The 22,452-nt window shown below is 72.7% G+C and carries 23 protein-coding genes; 10 read left to right on the top strand and 13 right to left on the bottom strand.

Features of this window, described 5'->3' with window-relative positions; genetic code table 11:
- Positions 1-14: 14 nt before the first annotated feature.
- The 7 genes from nusB to GFH29_RS08575 all read right to left on the bottom strand — a co-directional run bounded on the left by nusB (position 15) and on the right by GFH29_RS08575 (position 7,369).
- Complete coding sequence (gene nusB / locus GFH29_RS08605) at positions 15-419, bottom strand: transcription antitermination factor NusB (RefSeq protein WP_153322951.1); 405 nt, start codon at positions 417-419, stop codon at positions 15-17.
- A complete protein-coding gene (gene efp, locus GFH29_RS08600) occupies positions 419-982 on the bottom strand; it encodes an elongation factor P (RefSeq protein WP_153322950.1) in 564 nt (187 codons plus the stop codon). The genes nusB and efp overlap by 1 nt, the downstream gene beginning before the upstream one ends.
- A 112-nt stretch (positions 983-1,094) precedes the next feature.
- On the bottom strand, positions 1,095-2,045 hold the full coding sequence (locus GFH29_RS08595) for a homocysteine S-methyltransferase family protein (protein ID WP_228387844.1): 951 nt from the start codon (positions 2,043-2,045) through the stop codon (positions 1,095-1,097).
- 95 nt (positions 2,046-2,140) lie between these two features.
- The gene (locus GFH29_RS08590; RefSeq protein ID WP_153322949.1) at positions 2,141-3,649 is read right to left on the bottom strand and encodes an amino acid permease; all 1,509 of its coding nucleotides are present in this window, start codon (positions 3,647-3,649) and stop codon (positions 2,141-2,143) included.
- Between the two features lie 56 nt (positions 3,650-3,705).
- The gene (locus GFH29_RS08585) at positions 3,706-4,959 is read right to left on the bottom strand and encodes a hypothetical protein (RefSeq protein WP_153322948.1); all 1,254 of its coding nucleotides are present in this window, start codon (positions 4,957-4,959) and stop codon (positions 3,706-3,708) included.
- Complete coding sequence (dxs, locus tag GFH29_RS08580; RefSeq protein WP_153322947.1) at positions 4,940-6,877, bottom strand: 1-deoxy-D-xylulose-5-phosphate synthase; 1,938 nt, start codon at positions 6,875-6,877, stop codon at positions 4,940-4,942. Before dxs ends, GFH29_RS08585 begins: the two co-directional genes overlap by 20 nt.
- Positions 6,878-6,940: 63 nt before the next feature.
- Positions 6,941-7,369, bottom strand: coding sequence for an NUDIX domain-containing protein (locus tag GFH29_RS08575; RefSeq protein WP_153322946.1), 429 nt, complete (start codon positions 7,367-7,369; stop codon positions 6,941-6,943).
- 115 nt (positions 7,370-7,484) lie between these two features.
- On the opposite strand from GFH29_RS08575, the gene GFH29_RS08570 reads away from it, so the two are divergent.
- Complete coding sequence (locus tag GFH29_RS08570) at positions 7,485-8,729, top strand: HNH endonuclease signature motif containing protein (RefSeq protein ID WP_153322945.1); 1,245 nt, start codon at positions 7,485-7,487, stop codon at positions 8,727-8,729.
- Between the two features lie 105 nt (positions 8,730-8,834).
- On the top strand, positions 8,835-9,233 hold the full coding sequence (locus tag GFH29_RS08565) for a VOC family protein (RefSeq protein WP_153322944.1): 399 nt from the start codon (positions 8,835-8,837) through the stop codon (positions 9,231-9,233).
- 78 nt (positions 9,234-9,311) lie between these two features.
- On the opposite strand, the gene GFH29_RS08560 is transcribed toward GFH29_RS08565, so the two are convergent.
- Positions 9,312-9,782, bottom strand: a complete 471-nt coding sequence (locus GFH29_RS08560) for an SRPBCC family protein (RefSeq protein ID WP_153322943.1) — start codon at positions 9,780-9,782, stop codon at positions 9,312-9,314.
- 162 nt (positions 9,783-9,944) lie between these two features.
- On the opposite strand from GFH29_RS08560, the gene GFH29_RS08555 reads away from it, so the two are divergent.
- From GFH29_RS08555 to GFH29_RS08545, 3 genes are read left to right on the top strand one after another with little or no spacing between them, the layout of a single operon-like run.
- Positions 9,945-10,886, top strand: a complete 942-nt coding sequence (locus tag GFH29_RS08555) for an ABC transporter substrate-binding protein (RefSeq protein ID WP_194289587.1) — start codon at positions 9,945-9,947, stop codon at positions 10,884-10,886.
- Positions 10,883-11,710 (top strand): ABC transporter permease, encoded by an 828-nt coding sequence (locus tag GFH29_RS08550; RefSeq protein WP_194289586.1) that lies wholly within the window; start codon positions 10,883-10,885, stop codon positions 11,708-11,710. Before GFH29_RS08555 ends, GFH29_RS08550 begins: the two co-directional genes overlap by 4 nt.
- On the top strand, positions 11,710-12,525 hold the full coding sequence (locus GFH29_RS08545) for an ABC transporter ATP-binding protein (protein WP_153322941.1): 816 nt from the start codon (positions 11,710-11,712) through the stop codon (positions 12,523-12,525). The genes GFH29_RS08550 and GFH29_RS08545 overlap by 1 nt, the downstream gene beginning before the upstream one ends.
- A 28-nt stretch (positions 12,526-12,553) precedes the next feature.
- Here the strand turns inward: GFH29_RS08545 and GFH29_RS08540 are convergent, their stop codons facing one another.
- Positions 12,554-15,289: an ATP-binding protein gene (locus tag GFH29_RS08540; protein ID WP_153322940.1), complete on the bottom strand. Its 2,736-nt coding sequence runs from the start codon at positions 15,287-15,289 to the stop codon at positions 12,554-12,556.
- A gap of 258 nt (positions 15,290-15,547) precedes the next feature.
- Between GFH29_RS08540 and GFH29_RS08535 the strand changes: the two genes are divergently transcribed.
- From GFH29_RS08535 to GFH29_RS08520, 4 genes are all read left to right on the top strand, one after another.
- A complete protein-coding gene (locus GFH29_RS08535; RefSeq protein ID WP_153322939.1) occupies positions 15,548-16,426 on the top strand; it encodes an ABC transporter ATP-binding protein in 879 nt (292 codons plus the stop codon).
- A 36-nt stretch (positions 16,427-16,462) separates the two neighbouring features.
- A complete protein-coding gene (locus GFH29_RS08530; RefSeq protein ID WP_153322938.1) occupies positions 16,463-17,182 on the top strand; it encodes an ABC transporter permease in 720 nt (239 codons plus the stop codon).
- Complete coding sequence (locus GFH29_RS08525; RefSeq protein WP_153322937.1) at positions 17,179-18,111, top strand: protein kinase domain-containing protein; 933 nt, start codon at positions 17,179-17,181, stop codon at positions 18,109-18,111. The genes GFH29_RS08530 and GFH29_RS08525 overlap by 4 nt, the downstream gene beginning before the upstream one ends.
- A gap of 102 nt (positions 18,112-18,213) precedes the next feature.
- On the top strand, positions 18,214-19,053 hold the full coding sequence (locus GFH29_RS08520; RefSeq protein WP_153322936.1) for an alpha/beta fold hydrolase: 840 nt from the start codon (positions 18,214-18,216) through the stop codon (positions 19,051-19,053).
- Between the two features lie 20 nt (positions 19,054-19,073).
- Here GFH29_RS08520 and GFH29_RS08515 read toward each other — a convergent pair whose 3' ends face one another.
- Entirely contained in the window at positions 19,074-19,931 is an 858-nt protein-coding gene (locus GFH29_RS08515; protein ID WP_153322935.1) for an LLM class flavin-dependent oxidoreductase, read from the bottom strand.
- Between the two features lies 1 nt (position 19,932).
- On the bottom strand, positions 19,933-20,271 hold the full coding sequence (locus GFH29_RS08510) for a GNAT family N-acetyltransferase (protein WP_153322934.1): 339 nt from the start codon (positions 20,269-20,271) through the stop codon (positions 19,933-19,935).
- A gap of 152 nt (positions 20,272-20,423) precedes the next feature.
- Between GFH29_RS08510 and GFH29_RS08505 the strand changes: the two genes are divergently transcribed.
- Positions 20,424-21,458, top strand: a complete 1,035-nt coding sequence (locus GFH29_RS08505; protein ID WP_194288992.1) for a glycosyl hydrolase family 18 protein — start codon at positions 20,424-20,426, stop codon at positions 21,456-21,458.
- Here GFH29_RS08505 and GFH29_RS08500 read toward each other — a convergent pair.
- Positions 21,439-21,843 carry a secondary thiamine-phosphate synthase enzyme YjbQ gene (locus GFH29_RS08500; RefSeq protein WP_153322932.1) on the bottom strand — a complete coding sequence of 135 codons (405 nt, stop codon included), beginning with the start codon at positions 21,841-21,843 and terminating at the stop codon, positions 21,439-21,441. The genes GFH29_RS08505 and GFH29_RS08500 overlap by 20 nt on opposite strands.
- Before the next feature lie 33 nt (positions 21,844-21,876).
- Positions 21,877-22,437: a DUF3105 domain-containing protein gene (locus GFH29_RS08495; protein WP_194288993.1), complete on the bottom strand. Its 561-nt coding sequence runs from the start codon at positions 22,435-22,437 to the stop codon at positions 21,877-21,879.
- Between the last annotated feature and the right edge of the window lie 15 nt (positions 22,438-22,452).

The raw sequence follows: 22,452 nt of genomic DNA, 5'->3' as shown, positions 1-22,452 counted from the left end.
GGAAGGGCGAGGTCTCAGAGCTCGGACTTCTTGCGCATCAGGTTGCCGAGCACACCGTTGACGAACTGCGGCGACTCATCGGTGGAGAGATCGCGCACCAGCGCCATCGCCTCGGAGACCGCGACGGCGTCGGGGACGTCGTCGGCGTAGAGCAGCTCGAAGAGGCCCAGGCGCAGCACGTTGCGGTCGACGGCCGGCATCCGCGCGAGCGTCCAGCCCTCGGAGTACTCCGAGAGGAGGGCGTCGATGCGCTCCTGGTGCTCGATCACGCCCCGCACCAGGGTCACGGTGTAGGGGTTGGTGGGCGCCTCGCCGTCCGCGATCGCGCGGTCGAGCGCGTCGTTGGGCGACTCGCCTCGCATGTCGGAGGCGTAGAGGATGTCGAGCGCCCGCTTGCGGGCCTTGGACCGAGCAGCCATCAGCTGGTGACACGCCCGAGGTAGGAGGAGTCGCGCGTGTCGACCTTGATCTTCTCGCCGGTGGTGATGAACAGCGGGACCTGCACGGTCGCGCCGGTCTCGACCGTCGCGGGCTTGGTGCCGCCGGTGGAGCGGTCGCCCTGCATGCCGGGCTCGGTGTAGGTGACCTCGAGCTCGACCGAGGCCGGGAGCTCGACGTACAGCACGCGGCCGTCGTTGGTGGCGACGATCGCCTCCTGGTTCTCCAGGAGGAAGTCGCTGGCCTTGCCGACGACCTCGGGGGCGATCTCGAGCTGGTCGTAGCTCTGGATGTCCATGAAGACGTACGACGTGCCGTCGTTGTAGAGGTACTGCATGGTCCGCTTGTCGACGTTGGCGGTCTCGACCTTGGTGCCCGCGTTGAACGTCTTGTCGACGGTCTTGCCGGACTCCACGTTCTTGAGCTTGGTGCGGACGAACGCCGGGCCCTTGCCGGGCTTGACGTGCTGGAACTCCACGACGGCCCAGAGCTGCCCGTCGATGTTGAGAACCATGCCGTTCTTCAGGTCGTTGGTCGTAGCCATGCGCGCGTTGTCAGCCTTCGTCTCGCCGGATCGGGATGTCTCTCGGCCAGTGGCCGGGCAACAGCCCGTCATTCTACGGGGCACCGGGGCGGGGGTGTGAGCCAGCGGCCCCTCACAGGCCCCACAGCGCGGCCACGTGGCGGGTGTCGGTGCCGCAGCACCCGCCGAGCACCCGCAGCGCGGGCAGCGCCGGGACCAGCTCCGCGCAGCTGCGGACCAGCAGGTCGACGTCGCCCGCGTCCAGCTCCTCGGCCGCGTCCAGCTCGGCGTGGGTCTGGGTGGAGGCGTTGGGGTTGAGCTGGACCACCCGCGCGAGCCAGTCGCCGCCTGCGTCCAGCGCCGGCGCGACATGGGTCGGGTGGGCGCAGTTGAGCAGGTAGCCGTCCGGCGCGGCCTCGCCGTCGGTGCGGCCCACCGCCTCGCCGAGCGGCGTGCCGTCGGGGAGGCGCCCGTCGGTCTCGACGGTGAAGCCGACCAGCACCGGTACGCCGACCTCCCGGGCCGCGCGCACGACCCCGAGCGACTCCTCGACCGTGGTGAACGTGAACGACGCGACGACGTCGGCGCCCGCCTCGGCCAGCGCCGCGACCTGCGGTCGGTGGTACGCCGCGGCATCTCCGGGGTCCGGCACCTCGCCCGCGACGTAGCCGTCACCGCGGGGGCCGACCACCCCGATGATCCGCACGTCGGGCAGGTCCGCCTGCTCGGCTCGCACCTGCTGCAGCAGCGCCACGCAGGCGCGGTTGGCGCGGTCCAGGCCCGCGGCGTCGTACCCCACCCGAGCTCCCCAGTCGGGGTTGGCCCGCCAGGTGGGGGTCTCCAGGGTCAGCCCGACGCCGGCCCGACGCGCGACGCCTGCGTAGCCGGCGAAGTAGTCGCGCAGCAGGGTGCGGCCGTCACTGGTGTCGACCAGCGGGAAGCTGGCGAACTCCGGCAGGTCCACCCCGTGGTGGAAGATCAGGTCGGTCTCCAGGCCGCCGTCGCTGACGTAGCGCTCGGCCGGCAGGCCGCCGGGCGCGGGGCCCGCCGGGCCGGTGGAGCCGGGCATGCTGGGGATGGACATCGCGGACCTCCGGAGAACGTCGCGGACCCGAGTCCTGGGTGACGTTCCTGCCTAGCACGCTCCGCGCCCGGTCTCCACCGGTTTGCGGCCCCGGCTCAGTCCTTCGCCGCGGCCGCCTCGTCCCGGGCAGCGGCCTCGCGCTCGCCGAGCCGGCTGTGGCGCCGGCCGTAGACGAAGTACATGACCACGCCGAGGGCCATCCAGACCAGGAAGCGCACCCAGGTCTCACCGTGCAGGTTGAGCATCAGGTAGAGGCACATCAGGGTGGCCACCGCGGCGACCAGGGGCGCGACCGGCGTACGGAAGGCGCGCGGCAGGTCCGGGCGGGTGCGACGCAGGATCACCACGCCGATGCTGACCAGGATGAAGGCGAACAGGGTGCCGATGTTGACCAGCGAGGCGAGGGTCTGCAGGTCGACGAACCCGGCGATGGCGGCGACCGCGAGACCGGTGATCAGGGTGATGCGGTGCGGGGTGCCGTACTTGGGGTGCACCTGGGCCAGCTTGCGCGGCAGCAGCCCGTCGCGGGCCATGGCGAAGGCGATCCGGCTCTGGCCGAGCATCAGGATCATCGCGACCACGACCAGGCCGATGCAGGCGCCCACCGAGATCAGGTCGCCCATCCAGGAGACCCCGGCGGCGTCGAAGGCCGTGGCCAGTGGCGCGGTGTCGTTGGGATCGATCTCGCGGTAGTCCTGCACACCGGTGACGACCAGCGCGACCGCGGCGTACAGCACCGCGACGATCGCCAGCGAGCCAAGGATGCCGATCGGGACGTCGCGCTTGGGGTTGCGCGCCTCCTCGGCCGTGGTCGCGACCACGTCGAAGCCGATGAAGGCGAAGAACACGATCGAGGCGCCGGCGATCACGCCGCCGATGCCGAACACCGCCGGCTCGATGCCGAGCAGGCTGGTGATCAGCGGCAGCTTGAGGAAGTCTCCCTCGGTCCCCGGCGTCGGCTCCGACGGCGGGATGAACGGGATCCAGTTGTCGACGTCGACCAGCGAGATCCCGACGACGATGACCGTCGCGACGACGGCGAGCTTGATCGCCACCACGATCTGGTTGAAGCGGCTGGACAGCTTGGTGCCGCGCATCAGCAGCCCCATCACCAGCAGCGCGACGACGATCGCCGGCACGTCGACCCAGCCGTCGGCCGCCGACCCCAGCTCGGTCGGCACCTCGAACGGTGTGCCGTCCAGGATCTCTTGGAGGTAGCCCGAGAAGCTCACCGACAGCGCGGAGGCGCCGATGGTGAACTCCAGCGCCAGGTCCCAGCCGATGATCCAGGCGATGAACTCCCCGAACGTCGCATAGCTGAACGTGTAGGCGCTGCCGGCCACCGGGACCGTGGAGGCGAACTCGGCGTAGCACAGCGCAGCCAGGCCGCAGGCGACCGCGGCGATGAGGAACGACAGCGCGAGCGCCGGGCCCGAGTTGGTCGCGGCCACCTGCCCGGTCAGCACGAAGATGCCTGCGCCGACGACCACGCCGACGCCGAAGACGACGAGATCGAGCGCGCCGAGGTCTTTTCGCAGCTTGGTGTCGGGGTCGTCAGTGTCCTGGATCGACTGCTCGATCGACTTCGTCCGGAAGAGGCTCACCCGTCTTTGATACCGCGCTTGGGCGCCGGCCACCACACCCGGCCCCGAAGGATCGTTCAGGAGTACGTCGTGAGGATCAGCCTCGCCGCGTCCGCGGCCAGCTCGCGCGGGCGGGTCCCGAACATCTGCGACAGCAGCCGGGGGGTGCCCGCGTCGCCCGCCGCAGCGGCGTCCAGCAGCGCGAACGGCGCGTCGGGACCGAACCGGCGCACCAGCGACTCCACGGCCCACCACGACACCGCGTAGTTGACCGAGGAGCCGGGCCCGTTGAAGTCCTCATCGCGCGGCAGGCCGCGGAACCCCGTGGCCGCGGCACCGACCGCGGAGGTCACCAGCCGGCGCTCCTCGGGGGCCATCGGCTGCACCGAGACGTACTCGGCGATCCCCTCGCTGAGCCACACCGGGGCGCGGTCGTCGCGCTCGCCCACCGCGACGTGCGTGATCTCGTGACGCACCAGCCGGTCCCGCTCCGCGCCGGCGGCGTCGAGCATGCGCGGGTGCAGCACGAAGCGGGTCCCGGCGAGCGTCGGGTCGTCGGGCGCCGCGGCGACCGGGAACGCGAGGCCGTCGAGGTCGCTCAGCGCGCCGCCCGCGGGGGGCGGCAGCGCGCGCAGGAACTCATCATCGGAGAGCGCGTAGACCACGACGCTGCGCGACCAGCCGTAGGGCACGCTCGCGGAGACGTCGGCGATGCCGTCCTCGACCGAGTCGATCAGCGCCGGCGCGGCCGCGACGCTGTCGGCGTCGAAGATGCCCAGCACCCCGTGGCCCGTGCGCACCACGACCGGCCCGGTGTCCCAGGGCTCGGGGCGCACCCCCGCCCGCTTCTCCCACGCGGGGTCGGAGAGCGAGTCGAGCCGGAAGGCGCCCGCCCGCCGCGCCGGGCTGAAGCGGAACCGGTTACGGGTGACGACCGGCACCGCGTCGTACCCGTCGAGCTGGAGGTGCAGCGAGACGGTGAGCCAGTAGGCGTCGTCCTCGCGCACCAGGTCGGCGCGGTCGAAGGTGTAGCGATAGTCAGCGAGCGGGAGCTGGCGCAGGTTCTCGAAGTGGGTCAGCTGCTGCTCGCGCAGCTCCGGGCGTGGCGCGAGCTGGCGCAGGAACGCCGCCCGGTCACCACGTCGTACGGCGCCCGCCCGCCGCTCCAGGACCCGGGAGAGCCCGTCGACCACGTCCTCCGGGACCGCGCCGGGGGCGGGCGGCTCGTCGTCGCCGCCCAGCGAGCACGCCGACAGAAGCCCTCCGGTCAGGAGGACCAGCAGCAGGAGTCGAGCGAGAGTGCGGCGTCGCTCAGCTGGGGCGGTCGGCATCAACCGGTGAACGATCCGCGACCCCGGAGGTCATGGGGTCGCCGGACGCACCCGTGTGCGTCGACATGTCCTCGACGATGCCACGGGCGATCGCCTGGGCGGTGAGCCCGATCCGCTCGAGGATCGCCGCCCGCTTGGCGTGGGCGAGGAACTCCTGGGGGATGCCGTGGAGTCGGAACGGCGTGCTGACGCCGGCGTCGTTGAGGGTCTGCAGGATCGTGGCGCCGACTCCGCCGACGCGGCCGTTGTCCTCGATGCTCACCACGAGGCGGTGCTCGCGGGCGAGGTCGATGATCGCGGGGTCGACCGGCTTGACCCAGCGCGGGTCCACGACCGTGACACCGATGCCCTGGGCGATGAGGCGCTCGGCCACGTCGACGGCGGTCTCGGCCATCGCCCCGGCGGCGATGATCAGCACGTCCTTGGTGCCGGAGCGGACGAGCACGTCGCAGCCGCCGGCCTTGCCGACCGCCTCGATGTCCGCCGGCGGCGGGCCCTTGGGGAAGCGCACGACGGTGGGCGCGTCGTCGACCTGCACGGCCTCGTCGAGCAGCTCGCGCAGGCGCTGGGCGTCGCGCGGCGCGGCCAGACGCAGACCGGGGACGAGCTGGAGGAACGACATGTCCCACATGCCGTTGTGGCTCGCGCCGTCGTCGCCGGTCACACCGGCACGGTCGAGCACGAAGGTGACGCCGCAGCGGTGCAGCGCGACGTCCATCAGCACCTGGTCGAAGGCGCGATTGAGGAAGGTCGCGTAGACCGCGACCACCGGGTGCAGCCCGCCCATCGCGAGGCCGGCGGCGGAGGTCGCGGCGTGCTGCTCGGCGATGCCGACGTCGAAGGTGCGCTCGGGGAAGCGGGCCTGGAACTTGTCGAGCCCCACCGGGTGCATCATCGCCGCAGTGATCGCGACGACGTCCTTGCGGCGCTGGCCGAGGTGGACCATCTCGTCGGCGAAGACGTCGGTCCAGATGCGGCCGCGGGCACGCTCCTCGCCGGTCTCGATGTCGAAGGGCTGGGGGCTGTGGAACTGGTCGGCCTCGTGGCGCTCGGCGGCGTCGTAGCCGAAGCCCTTGCGGGTGATCGCGTGCACGATGACCGGGCCGCCGAAGCGCTTGGCCTGGGTCAGCGCCTGCTCCATCGCGGCGCGGTCATGGCCGTCGACGGGGCCGACGTACTTGAGCCCGAGGTCCTCGAAGAGGCCCTGCGGCGCGATCGCGTCCTTGAGGCCCTTCTTCATCGCGTGCAGCGCGTCGTACGTCGCGGGCCCGACGCCCGGCACGGCGTTGAGGCGCTTCTTGACCGCGTCGAGCACCTGCTCGTAGCGCGGGTTCGTGCGCAGCGTGGTCAGCGCGTTGGCCAGCCCGCCGATGGTCGGGGTGTAGGAGCGGCCGTTGTCGTTGACGACGATCACCAGGCGCGAGTCGCGCGCGATCGCGATGTTGTTGAGCGCCTCCCAGGCCATGCCGCCGGTGAGCGCGCCGTCGCCGATGACCGCGACGACGTGGCGGTCCTCGCCACGGATCGCGTAAGCCTTGGCGATGCCGTCGGCGTAGCTGAGGGCGGTGGAGGCGTGGGAGTTCTCGACCAGGTCGTGCTCGGACTCCGCCTGGCTCGGGTAGCCCGACATCCCGCCCTCGGTGCGCAGGCTCGCGAAGTCACCGGCGCGGCCGGTGAGCAGCTTGTGCACGTAGGACTGGTGGCCGGTGTCGAGGACCACGCGGTCGTGCGGGGAGTCGAAGACCCGGTGGATCGCGAGGGTCAGCTCGACGACGCCGAGGTTCGGCCCGAGGTGGCCGCCGCTGCGCGAGGTCGTCTGCACCATGAGGTCGCGGACCTCCGTGGCGAGTGCCGAGAGCTGGTCGTCGGAGAGGCCGCGCAGATCGCGCGGACCCGTGATCGACTCGAGGAGACCCATGCCCGTCACAATAGATGGTCCCCACGAGCGAGCCGTGATCGCTGGCCGTGGCCGTTGCGGGGCTCACGCACGCAGCGCGACGTACTCCACGGAGTCCAGGAACGCCGGCACGATCCGGCTCGACGACGCGGTGAGCGGCAGCGCGCGGGCCCGGGCCGGCTCCACGAAGACGATCTGGCGGCCCTCGCCGAGGACGATGTCGGCGTCACCCAGGTGTGTCGCCCCGGTGTAGACGTGCACGGCGTCCACGGAGTCGTAGGCGCGGTGGTAGACCTCGAACGTGCGCCAGGCGCGTAGCGCCGGGGGTGCCAGGACGATGCCGGTCTCCTCCGCCAGCTCGCGGTACGCCGCCGCCTCGACCTCCTCCCCCGCGTCGACGTGCCCTCCGGGCAACCCCCACCGCTCGGGATCGATCAGCGCGTGCTCGTCACGCTCCTGCATCAGCAGCCGACCCGCGGGGTCGACCAGGAGGACACAGGCGAATCGGCGCATGGCGCCGAATGTAGTGGGGGTCGTCGGTCGAGCTCGTCGAAACCACGGCCGAGGAACCGGAAAGCAGCGGTGGAGAACCTCTTGTTCTCGAACGTGCGTTCGAGTAGAATGAGGCATGGCCGACTCCGAGCTCCCCGAGTGCGACACCCCAGCCGCCGTGCTGACGTTCGCACAGCGCCGCCGGGCCGCTGCCCAGCGGGCGGAGATCGACGTCCTGGAAGCCGCTCTCGTGTGGGCGTCGATGCACCCCGAAGAGTTCGTCGCCGACGCGCCACTGGTGGCGGAGTTCGCACCGATGGAGTTCGGCGCCGCGATCGGCATGTCCACCGACTCCGCCCGGGCGCTGGTCAGCGACGCGCTCGAGCTGGCCCACCGGCTCAAGCGCACCTGGAGGCTGGTCCGCGCCGGCAAGGTCCCGCTCTGGAAGGCGCGGCGGCTCGCGCAGCTGACCACCACACTCCCCCTCGACGGGGCCGAGTTCGTGGACCGCCACCTCGCGGCCTTCGTCGGGAAGATCAGCTGGGCCGGGATCGAGCGGCTCGTCGACCAGGCCCGCGTCACCTTCGACCCAGAGGGCGCGGAGAAGCAGCGCCGCGAGGCCGCCGACGCGCGCCGCTTCGACGTTCACACCGACCAGGCGACCCCCGACGGGACCGTCCACGTCGAAGGCGTCCTCGACCTCGCCGACGCCCTCGGTCTGGACACCGCGATCCGCCACGGCGCAGAGGAGCTCTCCGCCCTCGGGTCGACCGAGTCGTTGGACGTACGCCGTTCGATGGCGGCCGGCGAGCTCGCGCGACGCCAGCTCGCCTTCGACCTGCGCGCCGAAGCCGGTGACGGTGCCGCCTCGGTGGTCAAGCCCCGCCAGGTGGTCATCCACGTGCACCTGTCGCACGCCGCGATCAGCCGTGACGAGGCCGGGATCGCACCCGTGGAGGAGACCCGGTCCATCGTGTCGACCGACCAGGTCCGCGACTGGTGCGCCAACCCCGACGCCCAGGTGACGGTCAAGCCGGTGATCGACCTCGAGGCCCACCACCACACCGACGCCTACGCCGTCCCCGACCGGCTCACCGAGCAGACCCGTCTCACCCAACCGGTGTGCGCGTTCCCCTGGTGCGAACGCCGCGCCCGCTGCTGCGACCTCGACCACGTCACCGCCCACGGTGACGGCGGGCCCACGTGCAGCTGCAACCTCGCCCCGCACTGCCGACGACATCACCGCGCCAAGACCCACACGGCCTGGACCTACGACAAGACAGATGCGGCGACGTACCTCTGGCGATCACCGCACGGGCTCCACCTCATCAAGGACCACGGCACCACCCGCCTCGTCACCGCACACCCACCCGACGAGTAGATCGACCGCCCCCGACCCCGCCAGCACCCAGCCGGCGGCGGGCCACACCCATGCCTGGGCCCCCGACGATTTGGGCTCGGCGCGTCGCCTGGTGACGCTGACGCCATGACCGCCTTCATCTCCCACACGACCATTGACTGTGCGAACGCCTATGCCCTCTCCGAGTGGTGGAAGCCGGTGCTCGGCTACGTCGACATCGAGGACGACCCGAACCAGGAGGGGGACGAGGAATGCATGATCCTCGACCCGGCGACCGGCCACCAACTGCTCTTCATCGAGGTGCCCGACCCGAAGGCGGGCAAGAACCGGCTGCATCTCGACCTGCGGCCGCGTGCGGGCACCCGCGACCAGGAGCTCGAGACGCTGCTCGCCCACGGCGCCGCCGTCGTCGCGGACCTGCGTGGGAAGCACGGTCCCGGCTCCGGGTGGGTGGTGCTGAGCGACCCGGAGGGCAACGAGTTCTGCATCCTGCGCTCCGCCGCCGAGCTGGCCGCCTCGAGCTGACGAGGAGGGGGAACGCAGGTCTCACCCTCGTCGCCCGGATCTGGTAACGCGGTCCTCCCGCCACAGGCGCGCCCGCAGTCAGCCCCCGTGCAACGCCGCGACGGTGGCGTGCAGCTGCCAGAACATCGAGGCCGGCAGCGGCGTACCGAGCGCGGCAGCCTCCAGGTAGGTCAGGTGCACGCACCAGCCGTCGCGGTACGACGCCGTGAGGTCGCCCAGGCCGCGGTGGGTGAGCCGCAGGTCGGTGGCGGCCTCGCCGGCACCGCGCAGCTCGAGCGCGACCTCGGAGGGCGGCTCGTCGGGGAAGTGCCAGGTGAAGGCGAGCCGGTGCGGCTCGTCGTGCACGAGCACGCGGGAGCGGCAGCAGTAGCCGTCGCCGTGGTCGACCACGAAGTCGGAGTCGGCCGCGACGCCGCCGGCGACCAGCCGGCCGAGCCACTGGGCCAGCAGTCCCGGGTCGGTGAGGCAGTCCCAGAGCCGGTCCGGCGCGACGTCGACCCGCCAGCGGAGGGTCAGCTCGGTCGAGGCATCCAGCTGTCGCAGCGGCACAGGCGCAACCTACGCGAGCGCGGGGCTGTCGGCGTCTGAAACACACGTGCTGCAGATGCGTTCCTGCCGGCAACGACTGCCACACGGTCCCGCAACAATCGCTGCGCACGATGAGGCATGCGCTCACCACGTCGGCATGCGGCACTCGTCGCAGCCATCTCTGTGTCCCTGTCCCTCGCCGCCTGCACCTCCACCGGCACCAGCGCGGAGCCGGACGGCGAGGACTCGACGACCATCAAGGTCGGCACCTTGCGCGGCCAGCCGCACTTCTACGCGCCGTACCTCTACGAGGACCACACCGAGGACGACCTCGACATCGAGGTCGTGGCGCTCGACACCGCGCCGGCCCTCAACGACGCCCTGGCCAGCGGGTCCATCGACTTTGCTGTCGGCAGCATCACCACGACGATCGCCGGCGCCGCCGCGGGGCGCGACGTCAAGATCCTCGCCGCCGCTGCGGACGGCGGCAGCATCATCGGCGGCTCCGGCATCGACTCGGTGCAGGACCTGGTCGGCAAGAAGGTCGGCTACCTGGAGTCCAGCGCCCAGCTCGTCGCGCTGCGACTGGTCCTGGAGCGCGAGCGCGTGGACGTCGACGACCTCTCGCTCGTCTCGCTGGCTCCGCCGGAGTTCTTCAACGCCTTCCAGACCGGCCAGATCGACGCGTTCGCCGCCCCCGAGATCGGGGTCTCCCTCGCCATCGGCGCCGGCGGCACCCCGATCGCCGACCCGTACTCCACCGAGATCGGGCGCCTCAACATCGCCCTCATCGCCACCGGCGAGACGATCGCGGAGGACGCGGAGCTGGTCCAGCAGGTCGTCGACGCGCACGCGGCGACCACGACGTACATGGCCGAGCACCAGGACGAGTGGCTGCCCGAGATGGTCGAGCAGTACGGCGGCGACGAGGACGTCTTCGCCACCGCGCTCGACAACTTCTGGATGCGCGCCGATCTCTCCCCCACCTACGAGACCCAGATCGCCAGCCTGGCCACCCAGATGGCGCGGCTCGGCATGATCGACGCCGCCCCGGCCGTCGAGGACCTCATCGACTCCTCCTTCGCCTCGCGCGAGGAGCCCGCCGAGTCGGGCGCTGGCTCGTGAGCGAGGTCAACGCCGCGCGGCTGGCGAAGGCCGGGCGGGGACTCCTCGGCCTGGGCGTCCTGGCGCTGATCGTCGCCTTGTGGGACCTCGGGGTCCGCGGCGGCTGGGTGCTCGTCTTCGACATCAAGATGGGCTTCCTGCCGCCACCGGCCGACGTGGCCACGTTGATGTGGGACTTCGCCTTCGGCGGCGTCCACGACGACGCGTTCAGCGCGACGCTTTGGCAGCACCTCTGGGCGAGCACCGGGCGGGTGCTGGCCGGGTTCTCGGTCGCGGCCGCCATCGCCATCCCGCTCGGGGTGCTGATGGGCCGCTACCGGCTGGTGCTGGCCGCGCTCGACCCGGCGATCAACCTGTTCCGCCCGATCCCGGCCACCGCGTGGGTGCCGCTGATCCTGCTGATCATCGGCTTCGGCAGCCAGGCCACGATCTTCCTGATCGCGCTCTCGGCGTTCTTCCCGATCCTGCTCAACACGCTGGGCGCGGTGCAGCAGGTCCCCGACCGGCTCGTCGAGGCCGCCCAGATGCTCGGCACCAGCCGCGTCGGCGTCCTGCTCAAGGTCATCGTCCCGGCCGCCACGCCCGGCATCGTCGCCGGGCTCCGCCTCGGCCTCGGCCTGGCCTGGGTGATCCTCGTGCTCGGCGAGAGCAACGGCATCGAGTGGGGCCTGGGCTCGATGATCACGCTGGCCCGCGAGCAGGTCCGCACCGACCGCGTCGTGGTCGGGATGATCGTGATCGGCATGGCCGGCTTCCTCTCCGACCGCATCCTTCTGTACGGCTTCCGCGGCCTCTTCGGTCGCCGTCCCCTTGTGAGGTCCTGATGACGACGACCAGCCACCTCGCCCACCTGACCCGCTCCGCCGACGTCGGCCGCGTGCTGATCGACGACGTCGGCAAGCGGTACGGCGGCTCGGGCGCCGGCGGCGTCGACGCCGTCGCCGGCGTCTCGCTCGAGATCGGGGCGGGCGAGTTCGTCGCCGTGGTGGGTGCGAGCGGGTGCGGCAAGAGCACGCTGCTGCGGATCCTCGCCGGCTTCGAGTCCCAGACCCGGGGCCGGGTGGAGGTCGGCGGTACCCCTGTCACCCGGCCCGGACCCGACCGCGGCGTGGTCTTCCAGGACTACGGGCTCTTCCCGTGGCTCACCGTCGCCGAGAACGTCCGCTACGGCCTGCGCCAGCAGCGGCTGCCGCGCGGTGTGTGCAAGGAGCGGGCCGCGCAGTTCATCGAGGTGGTCGGGCTGACCCGGTTCGCGAACCGGTTCCCCGGCGAGCTGTCCGGCGGCATGCAGCAGCGGGTCGCGATCGCACGTGTGCTGGCCACCGACCCGGCGGTGCTGCTGATGGACGAGCCGTTCGGTGCGCTCGACGCGCTCACCCGCACCCAGATGCAGCACGAGCTGCGGCGCATCCACCTCGACACCGGCACGACGGTGGTCTTCGTGACCCACTCGATCGAGGAGGCGGTCTACCTTGCCGACCGGGTCGTGATCATGGCCGGCGGCGCCTCCCACGGCGTACCGGGGCACGTGGCGGAGGTCGTCCGGATCGATCTCCCGGCCGAGCGGGACGTGAACGCCCCCGACTTCAACGCCCTGGAGAAGCGGATCGCCGAGCGGGTGCACGCGGGCGTCCACTGACCCCGTGGCACGCGGTGCCCGGCCCCGGTCAGGGAAGCGGCAGCTCCTTGAGCTGGCGGCGGGAGGTGATGCCGAGCTTGCGGAAGATGTTGCGCAGATGGGCCTCGATCGTGCGCGGGCTGAGAAACAGCTGCGCGCCGATCTCCCGGGAGGTCGCCCCGGTGGCCACGAACCGCGCGATGTGGAGCTCCTGAGCGGTGAGCGCGTCGGTCGGCTGCGCGGTCCGGCTGCGCGGGTGCTCGCCGGTGGCACGCAGCTCGCGGGCGGCACGCTCGGCGAACGCGTCCGCGCCCATCGCCTTCAGCATCTCGTGGGCGGTGCGGAGCTGCTCGCGGGCCTCGTGGCGTCGGCGCTCGCGGCGCAGCCACTCGCCGTAGACGAGGTGGGCCCGGGCGAGGTAGGCGGCGATCCGGCAGCCCCGGAGCCGCTCGATCGCCTCGCGATAGTGCTTTTCGGCAGCGGGCCCGGAGCTGACCAGGGCGCGGGCGTATGCCGCCAGCCCCAACCCGTACGGCGTCGCGCTGGCACGCGCCCGCCGATCGAGCAGGTCGGCTGCGGCGGCGGCCCGCTCCGGCTGTCCGGCACGCGACGCGGCCTCGACGAGCTCGGGGAGGGCCAGGCTGCTGAACGCCACGTCGTGCTCACACGGCGGCATCGCCGCGGCGAGGGCGTCCGGGTAGTTGCCCCGGCCGTTGTGGAGCGCTGCAAGCATCGCCTGGGCGAGGTCGATCATGGTGCTCTCGCCGCGCTCCGTCGCCTCCTCGACCATGGTCGCGTAGAGCTCCACGGTCTCCCGCTCCCGACCGCCCCAGGCGGCCAGCATCAGGCGGGCGTTGAGCAGCGGCGGGGCGCCCGTCGCCTCCGTGATCGCCGCCTCCTCGGCGGCCAGCTCTCCGGCCCGGGCGACCTCCCCGCGCAGCACCAGCACGTAGGTCACCCCGTTGAGCGCGGCGGGGAGGGTGGCCAGGGCGCCGGCCTCGCGGGCGAGGCGGACCGCGCGGCAGGCCGTCGAGTAGAGGGCCTCGTCGTCCCACAGCATCGCCGCGACGTGGCAGGCCAGCCAGAACCAGCGGGCGTCGTCGGCGCACGAGTCGCGGTCGGTCAGCGCCGCGAGGGCTCGTTGCAGGGTGGGGACGCTGGCCTCGAAGCCGTCGGTGAATCTCGCGACCAGTCCGTCCAGCAGCAGGTCGGCGGGCTGCGGCGGCCCCGTGGACGGCGGAGCCTGCTGGGCGGCCGCGGCCGCCTCCGCCAGCCCTCGTCCGCGGGCGAGGCGGCCGGCGTGGATCGCCGCGTCGAGCGCGTGCAGGTAGGTCTCTCGGGACAGCGCCGGGTCCAGCGGGGCGAGGGTCTCGGCGGCGTCCAGCAGCATCCCCGGCACGTCGCCCCCGCGCGTGGTGTGGAAGGCGATCTGGGCACGCAACAGCGCCAGCCGGGCTGCCTGAAGGTCGTCCACCGGACCGGTCGCCGCGGCGGCCAGCAGGTCCAGGGCGACGTCGGAGGCACCCGCCTCGTGCTTGGCCTGCGCGGCTTCCAACGCCCTCCGGACCCGGTCGGCGGGGTCGGAGGTCAGCTCGACCGCCCGCTGCAGGAAGGCCGCAGCAGCGGCCAGTCCGCCACGGGCCCGGGCTCGCGCGGCCGAGCGCTCCAGGTCGGCAGCGGCCGCCTCGTCGACCCCGAGCACCGCCTGCGCACGGTGCCAGGCCCGGCGATCGGGGTCGACCGCTGGATCGGTCGCCCCGGCCAGCGCGCCGTGGGCGCGGCGACGGTCGGCCGCGTGGGCTGCCCGGTACACCGCCGAGCGCACCAGGGGGTGCCGGAACCGCACCTGCGTGCCGAGCTCCAGCAGGCCTGCCGCCTCGGCGGGAGCGTGGGCGTCGCTCGCGATGCCCAGCGACTCCGTCGCTCGGCTCAGCAGGGCCATCTCGCCGGTCGGCTCGGCCGCTGCGACCAGGAGGAACAGCTGCGTCTCCGCCGGGAGGCTGCTGGAACGTCGCTGGAAGCTCGCCTCGATGCGGTGCGGGACGTCGAGCGCGTCGGGCAGCTCGAACCCGCCGGCGAGCCTCGCCGGTTGCGCACTGCGAGGCAGCTCCAGGAGCGCCAGCGGGTTGCCGCGCGCCTCTGCCACGATCCGGTCCCGGACGGCATCGTCGAGTGGTGTCCGCACGGCGGCGGTCAGCAGCGCCCGCGCGTCGGTCTCACCGAGCGGAGCCAAGCGCAGGTCGGGGATCCCGGAGAACGGGAGGAGGTCTCCCTCCTCGCAGTCGCGTACGGCGAACACCAGCGCCAGCCGTTCGGCTGCCACCCGCCGGGACACGAAGGCCAGCACCTGCGCGGACGCCGGGTCCAGCCACTGCGCGTCGTCGAGCAGACACAGGAGACCCCGCTCCTCGGCGACCTCGGCCAGCAGGTTGAGGACGGCCAGCCCGACCAGGAACCGGTCCGGCGCGGGGCCGCCCCGGAGACCGAATGCGACCTCCAGGGCCGCCTGCTGCGGCTCGGGCAGCACCTCCACGCGGTCCAGCAGCAGTCCGCACAGCTGGTGCAGGCCAGCGAAGGCGAACTGCGCCTCCGACTGCACCCCGGTCAGGGACTCGACCCGGAACCCCCACCGATCCCCGGTGTCCCGGGCGTGCGCCAGCACCGCGGTCTTGCCGATGCCGGCCTCACCGCGCACGACCAGGGCGCCGCTGCGCCCCTCGCGCGCCCGGGCGAGCAGGTCCTCGACGGCAGCGCTCTCCGCTCGCCGGCCCACCAGGTCGGTCATCTCGGCCCCCCCTCCGCCGGCCCCCACCCCTTCGGACCGCACCGGGCGGATGGCCGGGGAGGTCACTTTCCCCGATCCGAGCGACAACCGCCAGCCCCGGTCCAGCCCGTGACCAGGGTCCAGCCGGGGCGACCACCTAGACGCAGCACGGTGAGGGCCGCCGGGCACCTACGGGGCTCTCACCGATGCGACCCCGCCGCCGCCACCGCAGTCTGAGGACATCGCCCGCTCCGGGCTCCCGACGCAAGGGGAACCTCCATGTCCGCCAGTCCTGTCATCGACGTCGATCACCTGACCGTCACCTACGGCGATTTCCGCGCCGTCCACGACCTGTCGTTCCGGGTGGAGCGCGGCGAGCTCTACGCGCTGCTCGGCACGAACGGTGCCGGCAAGACCTCCACCCTGGAGGTCGTCGAGGGCCACCGCCCGGCCGCCTCCGGCACCGTACGGATCTTCGGCGCGAGCCCGCAGGACCGGCGCGTCGTACGGCCGCGGATGGGCATCATGCTGCAGGAGAGCGGCTTCTCCCCCGACCTGACGGTGCGCGAGTCCCTGGGCCTGATCGGGGCGCTGAGCGGACGACGCGACGACGTCGACCGGGTGCTCGCCATCGCCGGCCTGACCCACAAGGCGGGCACCCGGGTCTCGCACCTGTCCGGTGGGGAGAGGCGGCGCCTGGACTTCGCCACCGTCGTGTACGGCGGGCCCGAGCTGGTCATCCTCGACGAGCCCACCACAGGGCTGGACGTGCAGTCCCGCGACGCGCTGTGGTCCGCGGTGGACCGGCTCCGCGAGGACGGGGCCACGATCGTGCTGACCACCCACTACCTGGAGGAGGCACAGGAGCGCGCCGACCGGATCGGGCTGATGCACGAGGGAACGCTGCGGCGCGAGGGCACGGTGCTCGAGCTGACCCAGACCCTGCCCTCGGTGATCACCTTCGCCCTGCCGCCCGGCGCGCCCGAGCCCCCGATCGTGGGCGCGCTCAACGGTGCCTTCCACGTCGAGACGTTCAACCTCCAGACCGACCTGCACCGGCTGCTCGGCTGGGCCCACGACAGCGGTGTCGAGCTGCGCGGCCTGGAAGCCGGCCCCACCCGCCTCGACGACGTCTTCCGTGCCCTCAGCCGAGCCTGATCCCGACCACCCGTCACCTCGAAAGGAGGCGCGCTCATGCTGGTCATAGCACGCAGCGAGCTCGCCCAGATCTTCCGCAACCGCCTCGTCCTGGTCACCGGCCTCATCATCCCGGTCGCCGTCGGCGCACTGTTCCTCTATCGGCACGACGACTTCTCCGAGAGTGCCGGGACCGGCTACATCGCGGCGATCGTGGTGTTCACGGTGATGGCCTTCGGGCTCTACACCACGGCCGTGACGACCCTCGCCTCGCGCCGGCAGAACCTCTTCCTCAAGCGGCTGCGCTCCACCGCCGCGACCGACCGCGACATCCTCAGCGGGCTGGTCGCGCCGGTGGTCGCCATCGCCGTGCTCCAGGTGGTGGCGATGCTGGCCGTGCTCGGCGCGGTCGCGAGCCGTCCGGCGCGCCTGCCGATCCTCGCGGTCGCGGTCCTCGCGATCACCGCCATGATGGTCGGCCTGGCCCTGGCCACCGCGGGGCTCACCAACTCCCCCGAGCACGCCCAGGTGACCACGCTGCCCGTGAGCCTGCTGGTGATCGCGGTGGCGAGCTGGGTGGGACTCACCGGCACCGAGGACCTCACCGTCCTCAAGCGAGCGCTGCCCGGGGGGTCGGCCACCGAGCTGATCGCCCAGGCCTGGAGCGGCAGCGAGCCGCTCGGCGACTCCCTGCGACTGCTCGCGCCCACGCTCGGGTGGGTCGTCGCGACGACGGCGCTGGCCCGGCGGCTGTTCCGCTGGGAGCCGAGCCGATGAGCCTCCCGTCGCGCGACGTACTCCTGGGCCCCACACCGCGGATCCTGCACGGGCGCTACGAGGTGGGCGAGGTCATCGGTCGAGGCGGCATGGCCGAGGTACGTCGCGGCCACGACCTCCGCTCGGGTCGCACCGTCGCGATCAAGATGCTGCGCAAGGACCTGGCCCGGGACGCTCAGCTCCATCAGCGGCTCCGCCGCGAGGCGCTGACCCTGGCCGGCCTCAGCCATCCCGCGATCGTGTCGGTCTACGACACCGGGCACCACCGGATCGACGACGGCTCGACGGACGGGATCCGCGTCCCGTTCATCGTGATGGAGCACATCGGCGGCCGGTCGCTGAAGGAGCTGCTGCGCGAGGGTCGGCCCACCCTCGCGGTCTCGATCCGGCACCAGCTGGGTCTCCTCGCGGCGCTGGACGCCAGCCACCGAGCGGGCGTCGTCCACCGCGACATCAAGCCGGCCAACGTCATGATCACCCCCGAGGGCTCGGTCAAGGTCGTGGACTTCGGGATCGCCAGGGACGGTCGCGATCCGACCGCGACCATCACCCAGTTCCGGCCGTCCCTGGGGACCCCTGTCTATCTCTCGCCGGAACAGGCGCGCGGTGAGACCGCGGACGCGCGCAGCGACCTCTACTCCGCGGGCTGCCTGCTCTTCGAGCTGGTGACCGGGCGGCCGCCCTTCGTCGGCGACGACCCGGTCTCCGTCGCCTACCAGCACGTCCACGAGGAACCGGCACGCGCGAGCACCTACCGCCCCGACCTCCCCGCTGCGCTCGATCGCGTGCTCGCGAAGGCCCTCGCCAAGGACCCGTCCGATCGGTTCCAGCACGCCCGCGCGTTCAGCGACGCGCTCCGGTCGGCGACGCGTCGACGCGGGGCAGTCACGCAGCTGGCCGACAGCGGTCCATGGGAACGCTGTGCCTAGAGACGTCGCCGTCCGGCCCGGCATGGGCGGACGGCGCGGGGCAACGGAGCCCCACCCGGTGAGGACGAGCGTCCGCACCCACCACAGGAGAGGAACAAGCTCATGGGACACATCACCGTCGGCAACGAGAACAGCACCCCGATCGAGCTCTACTACGAGGATCAGGGCGCGGGGCAGCCCGTCGTCCTCATCCACGGCTATCCGCTGGACGGTCACAGCTGGGAGCGTCAGACCCGGGAGCTGCTCGCCGCCGGGTACCGCGTCGTCACCTACGACCGTCGTGGCTTCGGGCAGTCCGCCAAGGTCGGCTCCGGCTATGACTACGACACCTTCGCCGACGATCTGCACACCCTGCTCGAGACCCTCGACCTGCGTGACGTCGTCCTGGTCGGCTTCTCGATGGGCACCGGCGAGCTCGCCCGCTACGTGTCGCGACACGGCCACGAGCGGGTCGCGAAGCTCGCCTTCCTCGCCTCGCTGGAGCCGTTCCTCGTCGCCCGCGAGGACAACCCCGACGGTGTGCCGCAGGACGTCTTCGACGGGATCGAGGCCGCAGCCAGAGGCGATCGGTACGCGTGGTTCACGCAGTTCTTCTCGAACTTCTACAACCTCGAGGCGAACCTCGGCACCCGGATCAGCCAGGAGGCCGTCGACGCCAGCTGGCACGTCGCCGTCTCGAGTGCTCCGGTGGCGGCGTACGCCGTCGTCTCGTCGTGGATCGAGGACTTCCGCGCCGACGTCGAGGCGGTCCGCGCCAGCGGGAAGCCGAGCCTCATCCTGCACGGCACCGCCGACAACATCCTGCCCATCGACGCCACCGCCCGCCGCTTCCACAAGGCCCTCCCCGAGGCCGACTACGTGGAGGTCGAGGACGCCCCGCACGGCCTGCTCTGGACCCACGCCGAGGAGGTCAACAGCGCGCTGCGCGCCTTCCTCGAGTGAGCCGACCACGGGGGGACGGGTCAGGCCGCGGCGCAGTCGCGTGCCTCGGCCACCCGGTCGCGCACCTCCTCGGCGAGCGTGGCGAAGCGGCGCAGCCCGCCCTCGTCGTCGCCCATCACGATGAAGGTGCTCACGCCGTCCGCGGCGGCGAGGCGCACCAGCTCCTCGGCGCCGGTGTCGGGACTGATGTTGAGCAGCCGCACCACCTCCGCGGGGTCCCGGCCGGCGGCGCGGGCCGCCTCGTCGATCACCCGCATGCCGCGCTCGAGGTCCCCGGCTCTCAGGTACGGCATCGAGGGCAGCCAGCCGTCGGCGGCGCGGCCGATCAGGCGCAGCATCCGCGGCTTGAGGGCGCCGAGCCAGATCGGTACGTCGTGCGCCGGCGCGGGGCCTCGCTTGGCCCCGCGGACCCGGTGGTGCGCGCCGTCGACGGCGAGGACCGATCGCTCGGAGGTGTCCCAGATCCCGCGGATGATCGCGATCGCCTCCGCCAGGGCGTCCACCGCCTCGCCGGGGGTCAGCCGGGTCCCGCCGTACGCCTCGATCGCGTCCCAGAACCCGCCGGCGCCCAGGCCGAGCGCGACGCGACCACCGGAGAGCAGGTCGAGGCTGGCCACCGACTTCGCCAGCACCGCCGGCGGGCGCAGCGGCAGGTTGACCACGTTGCCGGAGAGCTGGATCCGCTCGGTCCGCGCGGCGGCGTACGACATCAGCGTCCAGGTGTCGAGGAACGACGGCTGGTAGGGATGGTCCTGGAAGGTGGCGAGGTCGTAGCCGAGCTCCTCGCTGAGGACGGCGAGCTCGACCCCGCGCCGGGGCGAGGCGGCGGTCGGCGTGATGAAGGATCCGAAGCGCACGGGGTGTCCGTAGTCGGGCATGTCAGCTGTGCTCGTGCTCGGGGGCCGCCGGGGCGTCGCCTCGGCGCGGGGCGTTGAAGAGCAGGTCGCGGTACTCCGGGTGGCGGCGCAGCCACCCGAGGACGAAGGGGCAGACCACCAGCGCCTTGAGCCCGCGCTCGCGGATGTCGTCGAGCGCGGCGCGGGCCAGCGCGCCGCCGATCCCCCGACCCTCGAACAACGGCTCGACCTCGGTGTGGGTCAGCACCACCAGCTCGTTCGTCTCCTGGTAGGCGAGGAACCCGGCGAGCGTCTCCCCCTCGACGAGGGCCTCGTAGCGCTGGTGCGCAGGACTGTTGGTCACGGTGACGTCGGTGGACATGGTGTCGGCCTTTCGGTGGTGGGTGCCTGTGGATCAGCGCGTCGCCCGGCTCAGCCAGGGCGAGCACCTTGAGCCTCCCGCTGTTGGGCGTGCGTTCGCATCGGTGAAGATCCCTGATCGCCCGGGTCGGTCCCGCGTGCCACGCTGGCGCCGTGACCGCCCGCCTCGCCGCCCTGCTGCTCACCCCGCTGCTCACCCTGGCGCTCGGAGCGGCGACCGTGCCGGCGCACGCGGAGAGCGCCCCGGGCGCCGCCGAACCTGCGGTCACCGGGTACGCCCTGGAGAGCACGCCCCCGCGGGTGATCGAGCGCAACGCCGACGGGCTCACCACGGTCACCGTGGTCGCGAGCCTGTTGCACCCCTCCGGTCGCCGGGTCAGTACGCCGGGGGCCCGGCCGCGGCGACTGCTGGCCGCCGCGCACCGCTCCGGCCTGCGCGCCGAGCTGCTGCTCAGCGGCTGGAACAATCACATCCAGGACTTCGACGCCCGCGCCGCGCACCGGTTGCTGTCCTCCCCGCGCCGGATCCGCCGGGTCGCCGGGCAGCTGGCCCGCGCGGTGCGCACCCAGAGCTGGGACGGGGTCAACCTCGACCTCGAGCGGCTGCGCCGCGCGGACGCCCCGGGGCTGGTGCGCCTGGCCGCGCAGCTGCAACGCCGGATGCCCGCCGAGCGCACCGTGTCCGTCGACGTCTCCGCGCGCACCTCGCTGCGGGCCTACCGCCAGGCCGGCTACCGGCTGCGCGAGCTCGGCGAGGTCGTGGACCTGGTGCAGCTGATGGCCTACGACCAGCACGGCCCGACCTGGTCAGGCCCGGGCCCGATCGGCGCCCTGGGCTGGCAGCGAGCCGCGCTGCGCGCCGCGCTCCGCGTCGTACCGGCCGATCGGCTCGACCTCGGGGTCGCGGGCTACGGCTACACCTGGCCGCGCGCCGGCACCGGCCGCAGCATCACGGTCGCCGGTGCCCGACGGCTGGTACGCCGCGACGGCGCGGTCGCGCGCTGGCGTCCCGCGGTCGGCGAGTGGAGCGCCCGGCTCTCCGACGGCACCCGGCTGTGGTGGTCGGACCGCCGCTCCTACGCCGCGCGCGTCCGCCTCGCCGAGGAGCACGACCTGCACGGGCTCGCGGTGTGGCGCCTCGGCTCCGCCGACCGGCTCACCCGGCCCCTCATCCGGCCAGGAAGCTGAGCCGCACCTCGCGCTCGGGGTTGTCGACGTTGAGATCGACCAGGCACACGCTCTGCCAGGTGCCGAGCGCCAGGCGCCCGTCGAGCACCGGCACCGTGGCGTACGGCGGGACCAGCGCCGGCATCACGTGGGAGCGCCCGTGCCCGGGGCTGCCGTGGCGGTGCCGCCACCGGTCGTCGGCGGGCAGCAGGTCGCGCAGCGCGGCGAGCAGGTCGTCGTCGCTGCCGGCGCCGGTCTCGAGGATCGCGATCCCCGCGGTCGCGTGCGGCACGAACACGTGCAGCAGCCCGTCGCCGCGACCCGCCACGAACGACGCGCAGTCCTCGGTCAGGTCGAGCACGCGCTCGCGGTCGCCGGTGCGGTACGTCGTCGTCTGCGAGTCCATGCCCCGATGCTAGGGGCCGTCGGCGACAGCCCCTCAGACCTGCGAGCCGGCGCCGCCGTACGGTCCCGGGTCGGGGTCCGAGAGCCCGCCGGCGCACGAGGCGAAAGGCTCCGGGGCGGTCTCGCCGGCCCCGTAGCGGGCGATGAAGAGCGCGAGCCGCGGGTCGTCGGCGCCCTCGAGGCGCAGCTGGCGGCCCCAGACCGTGACCACCGCCGGCGCGTCCAGGCCGGGGTAGGGCGACATGATGCCGTTGGCGGGCAACCGGTCGGCGAGTCGCTCGAGGTCCGCCGCGGCGAGGTCGGGGTCGTGGGTGATCCACACAGTGCCGTGCTCGAGGTCGTGGGCGACGTTCTCCTCGCGCACCGGCACGTCGTAGACGCCGCAGTCCAGCCAGGCGGGGTCGTGCGGCCCGCCGAGGGTCGGGGCGTGGTCGTAGTCGACGTCCTCGGTGCGGTGCTCCGTCGACAGCTCCTCGACGACCAGCACGGCCGCCAGCGAGGGCGGCTCGTCCTCCTCCCCCAGTACGAGCGGGACGAGCACCGCGGCGAGCACGAGGGCGACCGCCACCGCGAGCGCCACGAGGAGCGCCAGCACCTCCGGACGCCGCGA

It is taken from the genome of Nocardioides sp. dk884 (assembly GCF_009557055.1).
GTDB lineage: Bacteria > Actinomycetota > Actinomycetes > Propionibacteriales > Nocardioidaceae > Nocardioides.
This window is presented reverse-complemented; position numbering and strand designations above follow the sequence as displayed.